Raw genomic sequence first — 15,644 nt, forward strand, 5'->3', positions numbered from 1 at the left:
ACCTTAGGCCAAGTATCAAAAAAGCCCCTATCGCAGCTTGCGATAGGGGCTTTTACTAAAGGGGAAATTTAGAAAACGCTAAGGGGTATGTTTATACCGCTGCAGCAATTTTCTCTTTTGCAGCAGTGAAAGCTTTCTCACCATCTTCGCCTAGGGCTTGGCCACCAGCAATGAAAGTGTCCTTAACATTTAGACCGATAAAGCCTAGGAAGGTTTGTACATATGGCACTTGGTGATCGACTGGCGTATCCGCTAGGAAGCTACCACTTGCTGTGAATACGTAAGCATCTTTGTTTACTAGGCCAACAGGACCTGTTTCAGTGTATTTAAAAGTACGACCTGCACGGGCAATGTAGTCAAAGTAAGACTTCAACGTAGATGGAATGCTGAAGTTGTACATTGGCGCACTGACTGCAACGACATCAGCCGCTTCCAGTTCTTCGATTAGCTCATCACCGATTGCAACGATGGCTTTTTGAGCATCGGTGCGATCTTCTTCAGGGGTGAACAAAGCACCTAGCGTTTCGCTAGTAAAATGTGGCAGTGGGTTAGCGTTAACGTCACGCACAACCACATTACCTTCTGGATTTTTTGCCAACCATTGGGCAACAAACGCGTCAGTCAACTGACGAGATTTAGAGTTGTCACCGGATGCACTAGAGTCGATACGTAGTAGAGTTGCCATGTCATAATCTCCTAAAAGTTTGGAAGCTTGCTGCTTCAAATTCATTCAATAAACAAATCTTACGACCAATATTTTTGATATAAAAGCGTAAGTTTTTGACGAAATTGATCGAAAAATACGATAATCAATTTTTACCTCCAAAATAAAAAGGGTGCATTATGAAATCACCGCGCGTAACCCTCGAACAATGGCGAGTCTTACAGGCTGTTGTGGACAGAGGCGGCTTTGCCCAAGCCGCAGAAGCTCTCCATAAAAGCCAATCATCCGTCAGTTACACAGTCGCCAAACTCCAAGAGCAACTTGGCTACCCATTGCTCACTATTGATGGGCGCAAAGCCAAATTGACGGAACGGGGTGAAGTGCTATTAAGGCGATCCCGCCATCTACTTAGGGAAGCCTTAGACCTAGAAGAACTGGCTCATACCTTAGGACAAGGCTGGGAGCCTGAGATTGAGCTTGTGGTGGATGAAGCCTTCCCAACGCCTGCATTACTACGCGCTCTAAAGGCCTTTGAACCTCAGAGTCAGGGCACTCTTGTCCAGTTGCGGGAAGAAGTGTTGAGCGGAACGGTGGAAGTACTCAGTGAAGGCTCACCGGATTTAGTGCTCAGTGGTATTGTCCCTGCGGGCTACTTAGCAGACCCTATAGTGGATGTGGAAATGATTGCGGTGGCAGCCGCCAATCACAAGCTGTTTGCTGACCCTGCGCCCATTAGCAATGAACGCCTACGCCAAGAGCTGCAAGTTGTCATCCGGGATTCAGGCACTGAAAACGCCCGGGACGAAGGCTGGCTCGGGGCTGACCGTCGCTGGACAGTATCCAGCGTACAATCCGCCATTGAAGTTGTGAACTCTGGTATTGGTTTCGCTTGGCTACCCAAGGCCGATTTAATGCCCTTGATTGAAAATGGTCAATTACGCCGCCTAGAGCTCGAGTCTGGCGGGGAACGGAGCTTTCATATGTATGCCATCTTCGGCAAGGGCGAACGCACGGGGCCAGCCACACGCCTCTTTGTAGAGTTGCTACAGCAAGCCTGCGCACAATGCAGTGCTCACAGAGATAAGTAGCAATAGAAAGAGACCATAAAACCTAATGTGGGAAATAAGATGGACTCGCCCTCCTAACTATGTGCCATGCTTAGTGTGCAAACAAAAGCCTGTTCGGCATCTAAGTTAAAAGGAGCGAGTCCTATGAAGAACATTAGCATCTTAAGCATCGATTTGGCGAAAAATGTTTTCCAATTGCATGGTCAGAATAAGCAAGGGAAACAGGTTTTAAAGAAAAGGCTGCGACGGGAAGAGCTTGGAAATTCAGTCGCTAATCTGTCTCCTTGTTTAATCGCCATGGAAGCCTGCATTGGTGCTCATGCATGGGCACGACAATTTATGGCGATGGGGCATCAAGTTAAACTGATCTCCCCTCAATATGTAAAACCCTTTGTTCAGGTTAATAAGAATGATCAGCGAGATGCTGCCGCAATCGCTTTAGCAGCTTCACTGCCATCGATTCCATCTGTCTCGGTTAAAAGTGAGGAGCAATTAGATCTGCAAGCGATTCATCGAGTGCGAGAGCGGCTGGTTCGTGAGCGGGTGGCAACCAGTAATGAAATACGTGGTTTGCTAGCAGATATGGGCGTCGTCATCCCAACCGGCGAAGCCGCAATCAAGAATTTACTTCCTGCTTTGTTGGAAGATGCTGAGCAGCCTATTACCTATCGAGGGCGATTGTTATTGGCTGACTTACGATCACAATGGTTAGAAAAAGAAGCACATGTTAAGCGTTATGACCAGATTTTGAAGGAGTACTCAAAAGACAGTACGGAGTGTCAGAAACTCATGGCAGTTCCTGGATTAGGAGTAATCAATGCTTCATTGCTATGGTGCTATATCGGTGATCCAAAGCGTTTTGCTAGTGGCCGTCACGTGGCCGCTTCACTAGGCCTAGTCCCCAAGCAAGCATCGAGTGGTGAAAAAGAGCGTTTAAATGGCATAAGTAAGCAAGGCAATAAACACCTGAGAAAGCAGTTGGTGCACGGTGCTAGAGCGGCCTATCGGGTTTTACTGAAGGAAGAATCCACGGGTCGCCTAGCTGACTGGGTGAAACGCATGAAAAGCAATGGAAAACACCCAAATAAGATAGTCGTTGCGTTGGCCAATAAGCTTGCAAGAATTGCATGGCGCTTACTGAGCAGCTCTGAATCACAGTATCAAAGTTAACAATTGAATAACGAGTTAAGAAACATAAACCGTTTGTAACAGGCACACCCAAAGCGTTGCGCAGACTATTAAAACAAAGCAGATAAAATCGACTCACTTACCCTAGGCAATTCGATGGCTCATTGAAGCCGAGTGGGAGTTCAGAGGAAGTGAGTGCACATCTTTTAATGGCCGAGCAGATATGCTCAATTAAAGTAGGCCGAATATAAGCGTGCAACTTTATTCTGTGACGTCTAGATAGCTTGCAACAGTCGGGCGGGTCCATATAAGCGAATTGTTTATAAGCCGCTTAGTGGGTTTGCGCTTGGTCGCCTAGGTAGTCGTCCAAATCTTCTTTTTGGAATTCGTAGGTTTCCGCACAGAATTGGCATTCGGTTTTAATAACGCCTTGTTCGCTTAGGATTTCACGCAACTCTTCCGCGCCCATAGATAGGATGGCGCTTAGGGTGCGCTGGCGAGTGCAAGAGCAGCCAAATTGCATGGTTTTGCCGTCGTATAGGCGAAGCTCTTCTTCATGGTACAAGCGGTGCAATAGGGTTGCTGTGTCCAGTTCGAGCAATTCTTCGTCTTTAACAGTCGATGCTAGGTGAACAAAGCGTTCCCATGCGTCTTCGTCCCCTTCTTTAGCTTGTTCAGCGGGTAAACGCTGCAGGAATAATCCGCCTGCTTGAGCACCGTTTGCAGCCAGCCATACACGGCTTGGTAGCTGCTCAGACTGCATGAAGTATTGCTCTAGGCATTCTGACAAGGTATCACCAACGATTTCGACGATGCCTTGGTAGCGCTGACCATTACGTGGGGTGATGGTGATCACTAGGTAGCCGCCTTCTAGCAGTTCTTTTAAAGAGACCGTCTCAGGGAAGGCCTGGGTCTCATCCCATTGGGCGATACCCCGTAGGTTTTGGCGTTCGTCACATTCGGTCATTAGGGTTTGCAGTACGCCGTTGCCCTTACATTGAATGGATAGCACGCCGTCGATTTTCACAATGTCGCGCAGCAAAGCAATGGCCGCTACGAATTCGCCCAGTAAGGATTCCAGAGGTTTGGGGTAGGATTTACGGGCAATGATGCTTTGATAGGCATCGTTTAATAGGACGCGCTCGCCTCGAACGTTGGTGTTGTCGAAGGAGAAGCGTTGGATTTCATTGATGTTGTTCACAAGAATCACCGTTAAATAATGTCTGTGCGTATTTTAGAACGCCGTCGAGAGGTTTGCACCTTATGTGGGGATAGATGCTGAGGATTAAAGGTGTAATCGTAATTTGTAGGTCGTGCTTTAGGGCGACAATCTAGATAAAATGCGCCTTTCGATTTTTAACGCAGAGAGTTCCATGATCCAGTTTACCCAAGTCAGTTTGCAACGCGGTACGCAGTTTTTGCTTGAACACGCCGATATGACCATTTTTGAAGGTCAGAAGGTGGGTTTGATCGGGGCAAATGGCGCGGGTAAGTCTTCTTTGTTTGCCTTGGTGCGCGGTCTTTTGCATGCGGATACCGGTGAGGTGATTTTGCCGGGACAGCGTCGGATTTCATTTATGGCGCAGGAAGTGGAAGAGGTGGATCGCACGGCGCTGGATTACTGTCTTGATGGGGATGATCGCCTACGTCGAATCGAAGCAGAAATCAACGCCGCTCAAACCAAAGGGGATGATAATGCTCATGCCCATTGGCTCGGGGAATATGAGAATGCTCAAGGGTATACGGCGCAAGCTCGTGGTGAGCAGCTACTGCAAGGTCTTGGCTTTAAAATGGCAGACATGCAGCGCAATGTCTCGGACTTCTCCGGTGGTTGGCGTATACGTTTGAATTTGGCCCGAGCTTTGATGTGTCCGTCTGACATTCTATTGTTGGACGAGCCGACTAACCACTTGGATTTGGATGCGGTCATGTGGCTCGAAAACTGGCTGTGTAATTACCCAGGTACACTTTTGCTGATCTCCCACGATAGGGATTTTCTTGATGGTATTTGTAGCCATATTGTTCACCTGTACCAGAAGAAGCTGAATCTCTACAAAGGTAATTACTCAGACTACGAGCGCCAGCGTGCGGAGCATCTTGCCCAGCAGCAATCCATGTTTGAACAGCAACAACGCAAGCGTGCTCACTTGCAGCAATACGTAGATCGATTCCGCTATAAAGCAACGAAAGCGAAGCAAGCGCAAAGTCGTCTAAAAACGCTGGAAAAGATGGAAACCATCGGACCTGCTCACATTGATTCTCAGTTTGAGTTCTCCATCCCGTTAGCCGAGAAAACTTCCGACCAGTTGGTGAGCTTAATCCAAGCGGATTTGGGTTATGTATTGGAGGATGGCAGTCATAAGGTGCAACTGGGGCAGTCGAATTTTTCTGTTCGAGACGGTCAGCGTATTGGTTTACTTGGCCCCAACGGTGCGGGTAAGTCCACCCTGATCAAATCCATCGTAAAGGAATTGGTTTTGTTGGGCGGTGAGCGAGTCTATGGGGAAAACACCAAGATTGGGTACTTTTCCCAGCATCAGTTGAGCGCTTTGGACTTAGAAGCTTCCCCAGTGCTGCATATTCAGCGCCTTACGCCAACGGCCCTTGAAGCGGATGTGCGTAAATACCTCGGCGGCTTTGGCTTTGTGGGAGACGATGCCCTGCGTGCGGTGAAAGGCTTCTCCGGTGGTGAAAAAGCCCGCTTGGCCTTGTCCTTGATCGCTTGGCAGCGTCCCAACCTATTAGTCCTCGATGAGCCGACCAACCATTTGGACATCGAAATGCGTCAAGCCCTGACGGAAGCCCTGCAAGAATTTAACGGCGCGATCCTAGTGGTATCCCACGATCGTCACTTGTTGAACAGCACAGTGGATGAATTCTTCCTTGTGGCGGATCATAAAGTCACAGCTTTTGATGGGGATTTGCATGAGTACCATACTTGGTTGCAAGCTCGTCAGCAGCAAGCCAACCAAAGCGAAAAGGCCTTGGCGGATGACGCCAAAGTCGAAAAAGTGGATCGTAAAGAAGAGCGCCGCAAAGCCGCTGAATTGCGTGAAAAACTCCGTCCTCTGCGTAAGTCCGTAGAGAAGCACGAAAAAGCCATGCAAACTGCCCAAGGCCACTTGGACATCATTGGTGAAGCCATGTCTGACAACAGTCTCTATGAAGCAGCCAACAAAGACAAGCTGCAAGCCCTGCTAGCGGACGAAGCCAAATGGAAGCAATCCCTAGAGCAAGCGGAAGAAGCTTGGTTCGAAGCTCAAGAAGCCCTTGAAGAAGCCGAAGCAGCTTTGTAGATTTTGATTCGTCGCGACAAGGTTTTTTGATTGGTTAATAAAAAAGCCGCTTCAAGTGAAGCGGCTTTTTTGTACTCGAACGAATCAAGGTGATGACTAGGCGTCGATACGCTTGTATTTGATGCGTGTCGGTGTGGCGTCTTTGCCCGTACGAGACTTGTAGTCGGCTTCGTATTCTTGGTAGTTACCTTCGAAGAACACGGCTTTAGAGTCCCCTTCATAGGCCAAGATGTGGGTAGCAACACGGTCAAGGAACCAGCGATCGTGGGAAATAACAATGGCAGAGCCAGGGAAAGCCAGTAGGGCTTCTTCCAAGGCGCGCAATGTTTCAACGTCCAAGTCGTTGGTCGGTTCGTCCAATAGTAGGACGTTGCCGCCTTCTTTCAGAAGTTTCGCAAGGTGCAGACGGTTACGCTCACCACCGGATAGGTGTTTCACCAGTTTCTGTTGGTCAGAGCCTTTGAAGTTGAAGCGGCCGATGTAAGCACGGGCAGGCACTTTCCAGTTGTGAACTGTGATGATGTCTTGGCCGTCAGAGATTTCTTCAAAAACGGTTTTTTCACCATCTAGCTCACGCATTTGGTCAACGTAAGCAAGTTGTACGGTTTCACCCAATGTCACGGTGCCCGCATCAGGTTGCTCTTGGCCAGCGATCATTTTGAACAGTGTGGATTTACCGGCACCGTTACCACCAACAACACCTACGATCGCGCCTGGTGGCACAACCATGTTGAAATCTTCGATCAAGACGCGACCGTCGAAACCTTTAGACACGCCTTCGATCTCGATTACCTTGTTACCAAGGCGTGGACCCGGTGGAATGTACAATTCGTTGGTTTCATTACGCTCTTGGAATTCTTTCGAGTTCATTTCTTCGAAACGAGCTAAACGTGCTTTGGACTTAGACTGGCGGCCTTTTGCGTTTTGACGCACCCACTCAAGCTCAGACTTGATGGCTTTGTTGTGAGACGCTTGTTGCTTGGCTTCCATCTCTAGGCGCGCGTTCTTTTGGTCAAGCCAAGAAGAGTAGTTGCCTTCGTAAGGAATACCGTGACCACGGTCAAGTTCAAGGATCCAGCCAGCGGCGTTATCAAGGAAGTAACGGTCGTGGGTAATCGCCACAACGGTGCCTGGGTAGTCTTTCAAGAAGCGCTCTAGCCACGCCACGGATTCTGCATCCAAATGGTTGGTTGGCTCGTCTAGAAGGATCATGTCTGGCTTGTCGAGCAATAGACGACAAAGGGCCACACGGCGACGTTCACCACCAGATAGGTGCTCAACATTGGCATCCCAAGGCGGAAGACGAAGTGCATCAGCGGCGACTTCAAGGGCACGCTCAAGGTTGTGACCATCTTTTGCTGTAATAAGGTTTTCAAGCTCCGCTTGTTCTGCTGCCAAGGCATCAAAGTCTGCATCTGGGTCAGCGTACGCTGCGTAGACTTCATCAAGACGCACCAAGGCATCTTTCACGTCGGCAACGGACTCTTCAACGATGCCACGGACATCTTTGGTTGGGTCCAGCTCAGGCTCCTGTGGTAGGTAGCCCACTTTAAGACCCGGCATTGGACGTGCTTCACCGTTGTATTCTTTATCAACGCCCGCCATGATGCGCAAAAGCGTGGATTTACCAGAGCCGTTTAGACCTAATACACCGATCTTAGCGCCAGGGAAAAAAGAAAGAGAAATGTCTTTAAGAATCTCGCGTTTAGGCGGTACGACCTTGCCTACGCGGTTCATGCTGTATACAAACTGTGCCATAAGGTTCTGTCTGTTCCTGAGTTGAAAAATACGTAAAAACGAATGGAGCAAAGCATAGCATAGCTGGGATTAATTCAGAATAATGCCGAATGCGCCCCCAACAACGAAAAATGCACCGATCCAAGCGCCCAGGGCAGGGGCTTGCTTGGTGGTTAGCCAGAGCCCTGGCAAAATCAGTACCGGCACCGTGGCAGAAAGGGTCGTTACCAAGCCCACATTAGCGTTACCCACCCCCCATACCAACACACTCATGCCGATCACCATGCCCACTGTGGCCACTAATGCCAATCGTAGCCAGACGGTGATGGGGAAGCTACTGAGCGGAGCCAGAGCTTTATTGGGGCGCGGTTTGAAATATAGGAAGTAAGCCAACAATAAGCCAGCTGCCCCTGTACTGACGCGCACGGCGGAAGCGACCATAGGGTCAACACCGGCCAGTAAGGCGGGCTTAGCGATCAGAGCGCCACTGGCTTGGCATAAGGCCGCCATAAGGGCCATAAAAATGCCCACCCCAAGGGAGCCTTTTGTGGTTTCCCATTCGTGGGTCTGGCCTTTTTTACCGAATAAGGTGGCGATCACCACCCCTAATAACACCACCCCACAAAACATCAGCTCTGTTAGGCTCAGCACTTCATCGAGAAATAACCACGCCAATAAAATGGAGAAAGGGGCGTTCATGGCAAACAGCACCCCGGCGCGTCTTGGTCCTAGTCGATGTACCGAATTAAATAAAAACGAGTCGCCAATCAATATGCCCAGCAGTCCAGAGAGAATCAGGGGCCAAAGGAAGTCCGCCAGTACTCCAGCCGAGTTAATCCGCCATAAGCTAATAAAACAAAGCACCAAAGCAGCGAAGGAAATACGCAAAGTATTAAAGCGAAAAGCCCCTAATTGGCTAATCAATCGCGGAGCCACAAGGCTGGAGATGGTCCAGCATAATGCCGCCACTAATCCGGAGAGTTCAGCTAACACCATTTTATTATGATTCCTAAGGGCTTGATTAGCGTGCGTAAAGTCAGGCTTTGGGTCGTGTTTGGTAGCTATATTAGTGATGGGTTGATATTATCTTGCGCTAATATGAGCCAGGTTTTATTGGCTCGCATCGTACGAAATTTTGCCAACTATTGGAACCAGCATGCGTTGTCCTTTTTGTGGTACTCAAGATACCAAAGTCCTTGACTCGCGCCTCGTTTCAGAGGGTGCTCAGGTACGCCGTCGTCGCACATGCGGCCACTGTAATGAGCGTTTTACAACGTTTGAAATCGCTGAGCTGCAAATGCCTAAGCTGATCAAAAACGATGGTAGTCGAGTGCCGTTTGACGAAGAAAAACTTCGCTCCGGGATACTCAAAGCCATTGAGAAGCGCCCGGTGAGCATCGAAGCCATTGAAACGGCCATTTCCCGCATCAAAGAAAAGCTGCAAGCCACCGGTGAGCGAGAGCTGGCATCACGGATTATCGGTGAAGCCGTGATGGACGAACTCAAGCGGCTCGACCAGGTGGCCTATGTGCGTTTTGCCTCCGTGTACCGCAGCTTTAAAGACATCAGCGAATTCCGTGATGAGATTGAACGCCTAGAACAAGGCAGCAAAAACCAAACCGAGGAGAAATAAATGGCTCAGCCCTATGTGAACGATGAACAACGTATGGCCCGTGCCGTTCAACTTGCTCGGCTAGGGATGTTTACCACCCATCCGAACCCTAGAGTGGGGTGTGTGATTGAGAAAGACGGCCACATCATTGGCGAAGGCTTTCACGCCAAGGCAGGTGAAGGTCACGCAGAAGTGCAAGCCCTAGCCAGTGTGCAGGGGGACACAACAGGCGCAACCGCTTATGTCACTTTAGAGCCTTGCAGTCACCATGGGCGCACGCCACCTTGTGCAGAGGCCTTGGTAAAAGCGGGTATCACCAAAGTGGTGTACGGTATGGAAGATCCTAACCCAGAAGTCGCAGGGCGCGGATTACAGATTTTAAAAAAGGCAGGGATTGAAGTGGTCGGCCCTGTTTTGGAAAACGAGTGCCGTGGACTGAACCCTGGCTTTATCAAGCGTATGGAAGAAGGTCTGCCCTTTGTGCGCGTTAAACTCGCCATGAGTGTGGACGGCCGTACGGCTATGGAATCCGGCGAAAGCCAGTGGATTACTGGCCCTCAGGCCCGAGGTGATGTGCAAAAACTGCGCGCCCAGAGCGCTGCCATTGTCACGGGAATAGGCTCCGTCATTGCTGACAATCCAAGCATGACGGTACGCATTGATAACCAAGGCAATGAAGTGGACGCCAAAACCGTGCGCCAGCCTTTACGTGTCGTTATGGATACGGCTCTTTCCATTGCGCCTGAAGCGAAGATTCTATACCCCACCAATGAAGTGGCGATCTTCTGTGATGAAGAAGAAGTGGAAGCAGATCATCTAAAAGCCCTACAAAAGAAAGGCGTTGATGTTCGTTTCGTGCCTCTAGGTGAGGACGGTCGCTTGGATCTGGTAGAAGCCATGGGGCAACTGGCGGATGAAGGCATTAATGAAGTGCTAGTGGAAACCGGTGCTGAGTTGGCTGGTGCCTTCTTGAATGCTGGTTTAGTGGACGAATTAGTCATTTATATGGCGCCAAAACTGCTTGGCTCTGCAGCGCGTCCGTTATTAAGTTTACCGTTAGAACACATGTCCGAAGCGGTTGAGCTAGACTTACAAGAAATGACCAAGATAGGTTCTGATATTAAATTCGTGTACGTCCCACAATACCGAGACGACGAAGCAGAATAACCAAAAGGTGAAGTACTATGGCAATCAATACCATTGAAGAAATATTGGCGGACATGCGCCAAGGCAAGATGGTCATTCTGATGGACGATGAAGACCGTGAGAATGAAGGTGATTTGATCGTACCGGCGGAGTGCATTACCCCAGAGATCATCAATTTTATGGCGGTGCATGCTCGCGGCCTGATCTGCTTAACCTTGATGCCAGAGCGCTGTAAACAGCTGAATTTACCCCTGATGGTGAACCAAAATGGAACGGTTTACAGCACTAACTTCACCCTGTCTATTGAAGCAGCGGAAGGTGTGACTACGGGGATTTCAGCGGCGGATCGCGCCCTAACCGTTAAGCGTGCTGTGGCTGCCAACGCCAAACCGTCTGACATAGTGCAGCCAGGTCATGTTTTTCCATTGATGGCCCGAGCTGGTGGTGTTTTGTCCCGAGCTGGACACACCGAAGCGGGGTGTGATTTGGCCCGCATGGCGGGTTACGAAGCGGCGTCCGTGATCGTTGAAATCATCAATGACGACGGCACCATGGCCCGTCGACCAGATTTAGAAAAGTTTGCCGAGAAACATGGATTAAAAATTGGTACAATCGCCGACCTGATTCATTACCGCACATTGAACGAGACCACGGTGCAACGAGAAGCGGAGCAAACCGTGGAAACGGAAGTGGGCGAATTTAATGTGATTACCTACCGGGATACCGTACAGGGCCTAAGTCACTTGGCGTTTGTGAAGGGGGATATCGACCCAGAACAGCCAACCTTAGTGCGGGTACATGTGCGTGATCCTGCTCGTGATGTGGCTGGGATTAAAGTCCCAGGCAGCGAGCCAAAGTGGTCGATGCTGGACGCGCTAGAGTACATCAATAACGCCGGCAGTGGGGTGGTTGTACTGGTGGATACGGCAAACCGCCCAACGGATTTGGCGGAAATCTTTTTGACCTCGAGAACCCCTCGGGCAGGCAAAGGTTCGGATGAAAGCGGCTCAGGTGCTTACTTAACGGTGGGTACAGGCTCGCAGATTCTTCGTGATTTAGGGGTGCGCCAAATGCGCCTGCTAAGCTCACCAAGAAAATTCTCCGTGACAGGATTTGATTTAGAAGCAGTGGAATTCATTCCATATCAAGGCACTCCCGTCAGTGCTGATCAAGTTTAGTTTTTAGAGGCAAATATGAGCGATATTAAGACTTACGAAGGTCATTTCGCAGCGCCAGGAGCAAAGTTCGCTCTAGTGGTTGGCCGTTTCAATAGCTATGTAGTAGAAAGCCTAAAAGATGGCGCTATTGATACCTTGGTTCGCCATGGCATTAAAAAAGAAGACATCACGGTTGTGTATGCACCAGGTGCCTTTGAAATTCCTGTGGTTGTGAAAAAGATCGCAGAGAAAAAACAGTACGATGCAGTGATTGCATTGGGTGCTGTGATCCGTGGCGGTACGCCACACTTTGAATACGTTGCAGGTGAGTGTGTTTCTGGCTTGAGCCGTTTGGCGCTAGAGTTCGGCATTCCTGTTTCATTCGGCGTATTGACGGTTGACTCAATCGAACAAGCAATTGAGCGTGCTGGTACGAAAGCAGGTAACAAAGGTGGCGAAGCCGCATTGTCTGCTCTAGAAACGGTCGCTGTATTACGTGATCTGGAAGGCTAAGCAAGCATGACTGAACAAGATAAGGCCAAAGCGCCAAAGAAACCTTCTCGCTCCCAGATGCGCAGTGCATCTCGCGCGTTGGCGTTGCAAGCCATTTACCAATGGCAAATGAACCACTCTGCGATCAATGAGATCGAAGCTCAGTTCGCTGTGGATCAAGACATGAGTGCTTGTGACAAAGCCTACTTCCGTGAGTTGGTATACGGTGTGTCTTCCAAAGCCAAAGCATTGGATGGCCTGTACGAAGAGCTACTGGATCGTTCTATTTCTGAATTGGACGCCATCGAGCAAGCGACTTTACGCATCGGCTCCTTCGAGCTGTCTGAGCGCTTGGACGTGCCTTACCGTGTTGCCATCAACGAAAGCGTTGAATTGGCTAAAGCCTTTGGTGCAAGTGAGAGCCACAAATACATTAACGGTATTTTGGACAAGCTGGCACAGCGCGTTCGCCGCGAAGAAATCGCAGCACGCCGCAACGCTAAGTAAGCCTCTTTGAGTCTTCAGAAAAGCCATCAATTGATGGCTTTTCTTTTATCTGCCCCAGTCATTTATTAAGCATAGGAAGCAGCATGCAAGAGTTTGAGTTGATTCGCTCAATTTTTCAGTCATCCGTTATGGCCAACACCGAAGGCCGCAATGACATCCTGCTGGGGATCGGTGATGACTGTGCTCAAGTGCAAATCCCCGAAGGACAAACACTGGTCTTCTCAATGGATACCATGGTGGAGGGGCGGCATTTTCCCTTTGACGCGGACCCGCTAGACATAGGTTATCGCGCAGTGGCCACCTGTGTCAGTGACCTAGCAGCCATGGGGGCTAAGCCCGCCTTTTTTACATTGGGTTTGACCATGCCAGAGTCCGATCCCCAATGGTTGGCAGCGTTTGCTGAAGGCATGGCGGAGTTAGCGGAACCTATAGGTTTATTACTCGTAGGTGGGGACACCACCAAAGGCCCTTTGACCATTACCTTGCAAGTGCATGGCTATGTGGAAAAAGAGCAAACACCACGACGCAGTCAGGCTCAGGTAGGAGACGATATTTACGTCACTGGCACTTTAGGCGACGCAGCCGCAGCGGTGCCTATCGTTACCGGTGAAATGCATATTTCCGCGGCTCGGTTTGACTACTTCTATGACCGCTTTTGGCGTCCATCCCCCCGCTTGATCGCTGGCATGGCTCTCAAGCGCGTCGTGCATAGCATGCTGGATGTGTCCGATGGCTTGGCCCAAGATTTACAGCACATCACCACGGCCTCTGGGGTGGGGGCTAAGATCCGCTTGGCGGACTTACCCGTATCCGATGAGTTAAGAGACTGGCAACCTGATTCTGCCTACACCTTGGCCCTAACGGGTGGGGATGACTACGAATTGTGCTTCACGGCCCCTAAAAGTGCTCGGGAAGAGATACAACTCATCACCCAGACCTTACACCTGCCTTGCACTATCATTGGTGAAATCACCGAATCAGGCTTTGAAGTGGAAGGCTTCCAAGGTGAGCTTGGCGGTTGGCAGCATTTTTAGCGTTTAATCCTAGTTGCTTGTAGGTCGGAATTTATTCCGTTACACATTGTCGCGATAAATCACGACCTACAAATTAACAAATTCCAGCCTATGTAGGTCGGACTTTAGTCCGACAAAAAGACACATTGTCGAGATAAATCACGATAAGTCGTGTTATTTAAGGTGCTCATGGCGCCGTAAATAGCGCTCCAGCCCTCGAATCATTAATGACAAGGAAAGCGTTAGCACTAAGTACATAAAGGCCACTACGTTGTAAGTTTCGAAAAACTGAAACGTGGATGAACTGTATACCTTGCCCAGTTGGGTGATGTCCTGCACCCCCAGTACCGATACCAGTGAGGAGTCTTTGATCATGGCGACGAAGTCATTGCCCAGTGGTGGCAAGATTTTACGCAGGGCTTGTGGCCAGATGATTAAACGAAAGCGCTGCCAGCCGCTGAGTCCAAGGGCTTGGGCCGCTTCGATTTGCCCTTTACTGACTTCTTGAATGCCTGCACGGAAGACTTCTGCAATGAAGGCACTATAACTAATAGACAGGGCAAGGATAGCGCGCCATAGCAGGGTGAAGTCTCGGGTGCGAGCCTTGTCGATCCAGCCTTGTTCAATGGGGTATTGGAGCACCCAGTTATAAAACTTGATGATTTCAGGTGCGCCCACAAAAGCTATGTAAAACAGCAGTACCAAGACCGGAATGCCACGTAATACCTCAATGTAGAAGCGCGAGAATTCACGGACAATGCGCCAGCGGGAGAAGCCCATCATGGCGACTACAAGCCCCATGATGGACGCTATAACAAAGGCGCTAAGGGTGACGCCAATCGTCGTCAGTAAACCTTTGCCCAAGGTGTTGGCTATGGCCTGATAGCCTTCGTCTGCGATGAGATTCCAAGCCAATAATGCGCCGATCACCAAGGTGGCCATTAACCACCAAGGTAATCGATCAAATGCTTGTCTGTATGAAGCGGAAGTTTTTTTCATGGATCGTTAGAGACTACTGGTTGTAGTCAAAGAACCACTTTTGATTCAAGGCGTCCAAGGTGCCGTCTGCACGCATAGATTCAATGGCTGCGTTGACTGGTGCAACTAAATCCGAGCCAGGGGTGAAGATGAAGCCAAATTCTTCGGAGCCTAGTGCATCGCCAACGACTTTAAAGGCACCTGGGTTTGCACCAATGTAACCGCGAGCAGAGGTGGCATCCATTAATACTGCGTCCACGTCCCCTGATTTAAGGGCTTGCACGGATGCACCAAAGGTTTCAAACAGGCTGATGCGTGGATTTGACTCGTCCCCATCAAGCACGTCGTACACGGCCACATAAAAGTTAGTGGTACCCGGTTGTGCACCAAAATAGAGGTCGCTGTCTTTAGCGAATTCGCTGGCGTTGCTGAAGCGGTCTTCGTCAGCGCGTACTAGCATAAATTGCTCGGAGACAAGGTAGGGCACGGAGAAGTCCACTTGTTCCTTACGCTCTTCATTAATAGTAATGCCATCCATGCCAACATCGTATTGGCCTTGTTTTACTGCTTGGATCATGGTGTCCCAGCTGCTCAGTTGCCAGTCAACTTTTGCGTTGAGACGTTTGGCGATCTCATTAAAAGCATCGTATTCCCAGCCAATGCCTTCACCGGTTTGGGGATCCACGAAGTTCAGTGGCGTGTAGGCATTTTCTGTTACGGCGATTATGGTGCGACCTTTTAAGTCTGGAAGCTCTTGGGCTGGGGCTGTCATGGCCGTCAGCGATAACACCAGTGCGACAGCAGACGCAAACAATGATTGTTTCATGGAATACCTTTTTGACTATCT

At 49.7% G+C, this 15,644-nt stretch carries 15 protein-coding genes; 9 read left to right on the forward strand and 6 right to left on the reverse strand.

What is annotated here, in order from left to right:
• Positions 1-91 precede the first annotated feature (91 nt).
• Positions 92-685, reverse strand: coding sequence for an FMN-dependent NADH-azoreductase (locus tag ACZ5DR_RS07920; protein WP_377366797.1), 594 nt, complete (start codon positions 683-685; stop codon positions 92-94).
• Between the two features lie 158 nt (positions 686-843).
• Between ACZ5DR_RS07920 and ACZ5DR_RS07925 the strand changes: the two genes are divergently transcribed.
• Positions 844-1,752 (forward strand): LysR family transcriptional regulator, encoded by a 909-nt coding sequence (locus ACZ5DR_RS07925; protein WP_377366795.1) that lies wholly within the window; start codon positions 844-846, stop codon positions 1,750-1,752.
• 123 nt (positions 1,753-1,875) lie between these two features.
• Entirely contained in the window at positions 1,876-2,901 is a 1,026-nt protein-coding gene (locus ACZ5DR_RS07930) for an IS110 family RNA-guided transposase (protein WP_377370086.1), read from the forward strand.
• Between the two features lie 289 nt (positions 2,902-3,190).
• Here ACZ5DR_RS07930 and hslO read toward each other — a convergent pair whose 3' ends face one another.
• Positions 3,191-4,060: an Hsp33 family molecular chaperone HslO gene (gene hslO, locus ACZ5DR_RS07935; RefSeq protein ID WP_377368806.1), complete on the reverse strand. Its 870-nt coding sequence runs from the start codon at positions 4,058-4,060 to the stop codon at positions 3,191-3,193.
• A 172-nt stretch (positions 4,061-4,232) separates the two neighbouring features.
• Here hslO and ACZ5DR_RS07940 point away from each other — a divergent pair, with 172 nt between their 5' ends.
• Complete coding sequence (locus tag ACZ5DR_RS07940) at positions 4,233-6,155, forward strand: ATP-binding cassette domain-containing protein (RefSeq protein ID WP_377368804.1); 1,923 nt, start codon at positions 4,233-4,235, stop codon at positions 6,153-6,155.
• Between the two features lie 96 nt (positions 6,156-6,251).
• Here the strand turns inward: ACZ5DR_RS07940 and ettA are convergent, their stop codons facing one another.
• Entirely contained in the window at positions 6,252-7,913 is a 1,662-nt protein-coding gene (gene ettA, locus ACZ5DR_RS07945; RefSeq protein ID WP_377368802.1) for an energy-dependent translational throttle protein EttA, read from the reverse strand.
• A gap of 69 nt (positions 7,914-7,982) precedes the next feature.
• Positions 7,983-8,888 (reverse strand): DMT family transporter, encoded by a 906-nt coding sequence (locus ACZ5DR_RS07950; RefSeq protein ID WP_377368800.1) that lies wholly within the window; start codon positions 8,886-8,888, stop codon positions 7,983-7,985.
• A 160-nt stretch (positions 8,889-9,048) separates the two neighbouring features.
• On the opposite strand from ACZ5DR_RS07950, the gene nrdR reads away from it, so the two are divergent.
• The 6 genes from nrdR to thiL all read left to right on the forward strand — a co-directional run bounded on the left by nrdR (position 9,049) and on the right by thiL (position 13,840).
• Complete coding sequence (gene nrdR / locus ACZ5DR_RS07955; protein WP_377368798.1) at positions 9,049-9,525, forward strand: transcriptional regulator NrdR; 477 nt, start codon at positions 9,049-9,051, stop codon at positions 9,523-9,525.
• On the forward strand, positions 9,526-10,671 hold the full coding sequence (ribD, locus tag ACZ5DR_RS07960; RefSeq protein ID WP_377368796.1) for a bifunctional diaminohydroxyphosphoribosylaminopyrimidine deaminase/5-amino-6-(5-phosphoribosylamino)uracil reductase RibD: 1,146 nt from the start codon (positions 9,526-9,528) through the stop codon (positions 10,669-10,671).
• A 17-nt stretch (positions 10,672-10,688) separates the two neighbouring features.
• The gene (gene ribBA, locus ACZ5DR_RS07965) at positions 10,689-11,828 is read left to right on the forward strand and encodes a bifunctional 3,4-dihydroxy-2-butanone-4-phosphate synthase/GTP cyclohydrolase II (protein ID WP_377368794.1); all 1,140 of its coding nucleotides are present in this window, start codon (positions 10,689-10,691) and stop codon (positions 11,826-11,828) included.
• A gap of 15 nt (positions 11,829-11,843) precedes the next feature.
• A complete protein-coding gene (ribH, locus tag ACZ5DR_RS07970) occupies positions 11,844-12,320 on the forward strand; it encodes a 6,7-dimethyl-8-ribityllumazine synthase (RefSeq protein WP_377368792.1) in 477 nt (158 codons plus the stop codon).
• 6 nt (positions 12,321-12,326) lie between these two features.
• Complete coding sequence (gene nusB / locus ACZ5DR_RS07975) at positions 12,327-12,806, forward strand: transcription antitermination factor NusB (RefSeq protein WP_377368790.1); 480 nt, start codon at positions 12,327-12,329, stop codon at positions 12,804-12,806.
• Positions 12,807-12,889: 83 nt separating this feature from the next.
• Positions 12,890-13,840: a thiamine-phosphate kinase gene (gene thiL / locus ACZ5DR_RS07980; RefSeq protein WP_377368788.1), complete on the forward strand. Its 951-nt coding sequence runs from the start codon at positions 12,890-12,892 to the stop codon at positions 13,838-13,840.
• Positions 13,841-13,993: 153 nt separating this feature from the next.
• Here the strand turns inward: thiL and ACZ5DR_RS07985 are convergent, their stop codons facing one another.
• Positions 13,994-14,818: an amino acid ABC transporter permease gene (locus tag ACZ5DR_RS07985; protein ID WP_377368786.1), complete on the reverse strand. Its 825-nt coding sequence runs from the start codon at positions 14,816-14,818 to the stop codon at positions 13,994-13,996.
• 13 nt (positions 14,819-14,831) lie between these two features.
• Positions 14,832-15,623, reverse strand: a complete 792-nt coding sequence (locus ACZ5DR_RS07990) for a transporter substrate-binding domain-containing protein (protein ID WP_377368784.1) — start codon at positions 15,621-15,623, stop codon at positions 14,832-14,834.
• Positions 15,624-15,644 lie beyond the last annotated feature (21 nt).

It is taken from the genome of Marinomonas vaga (genome assembly GCF_055388305.1).

Bases quoted from the DNA above. Each gene is read 5' to 3' on its own strand.
- ACZ5DR_RS07990 (WP_377368784.1), bottom strand. From the start codon at position 15,623: ATGAAACAATCATTGTTTGCGTCTGCTGTCGCACTGGTGTTATCGCTG.
- nusB (WP_377368790.1), top strand. From the start codon at position 12,327: ATGACTGAACAAGATAAGGCCAAAGCGCCAAAGAAACCTTCTCGCTCC.
- ACZ5DR_RS07940 (WP_377368804.1), top strand. From the start codon at position 4,233: ATGATCCAGTTTACCCAAGTCAGTTTGCAACGCGGTACGCAGTTTTTG.
- ACZ5DR_RS07925 (WP_377366795.1), top strand. From the start codon at position 844: ATGAAATCACCGCGCGTAACCCTCGAACAATGGCGAGTCTTACAGGCT.
- thiL (WP_377368788.1), top strand. From the start codon at position 12,890: ATGCAAGAGTTTGAGTTGATTCGCTCAATTTTTCAGTCATCCGTTATG.
- ACZ5DR_RS07985 (WP_377368786.1), bottom strand. From the start codon at position 14,818: ATGAAAAAAACTTCCGCTTCATACAGACAAGCATTTGATCGATTACCT.
- ettA (WP_377368802.1), bottom strand. From the start codon at position 7,913: ATGGCACAGTTTGTATACAGCATGAACCGCGTAGGCAAGGTCGTACCG.
- ribBA (WP_377368794.1), top strand. From the start codon at position 10,689: ATGGCAATCAATACCATTGAAGAAATATTGGCGGACATGCGCCAAGGC.
- ACZ5DR_RS07920 (WP_377366797.1), bottom strand. From the start codon at position 685: ATGGCAACTCTACTACGTATCGACTCTAGTGCATCCGGTGACAACTCT.
- ACZ5DR_RS07930 (WP_377370086.1), top strand. From the start codon at position 1,876: ATGAAGAACATTAGCATCTTAAGCATCGATTTGGCGAAAAATGTTTTC.
- ribH (WP_377368792.1), top strand. From the start codon at position 11,844: ATGAGCGATATTAAGACTTACGAAGGTCATTTCGCAGCGCCAGGAGCA.
- nrdR (WP_377368798.1), top strand. From the start codon at position 9,049: ATGCGTTGTCCTTTTTGTGGTACTCAAGATACCAAAGTCCTTGACTCG.
- ribD (WP_377368796.1), top strand. From the start codon at position 9,526: ATGGCTCAGCCCTATGTGAACGATGAACAACGTATGGCCCGTGCCGTT.
- ACZ5DR_RS07950 (WP_377368800.1), bottom strand. From the start codon at position 8,888: ATGGTGTTAGCTGAACTCTCCGGATTAGTGGCGGCATTATGCTGGACC.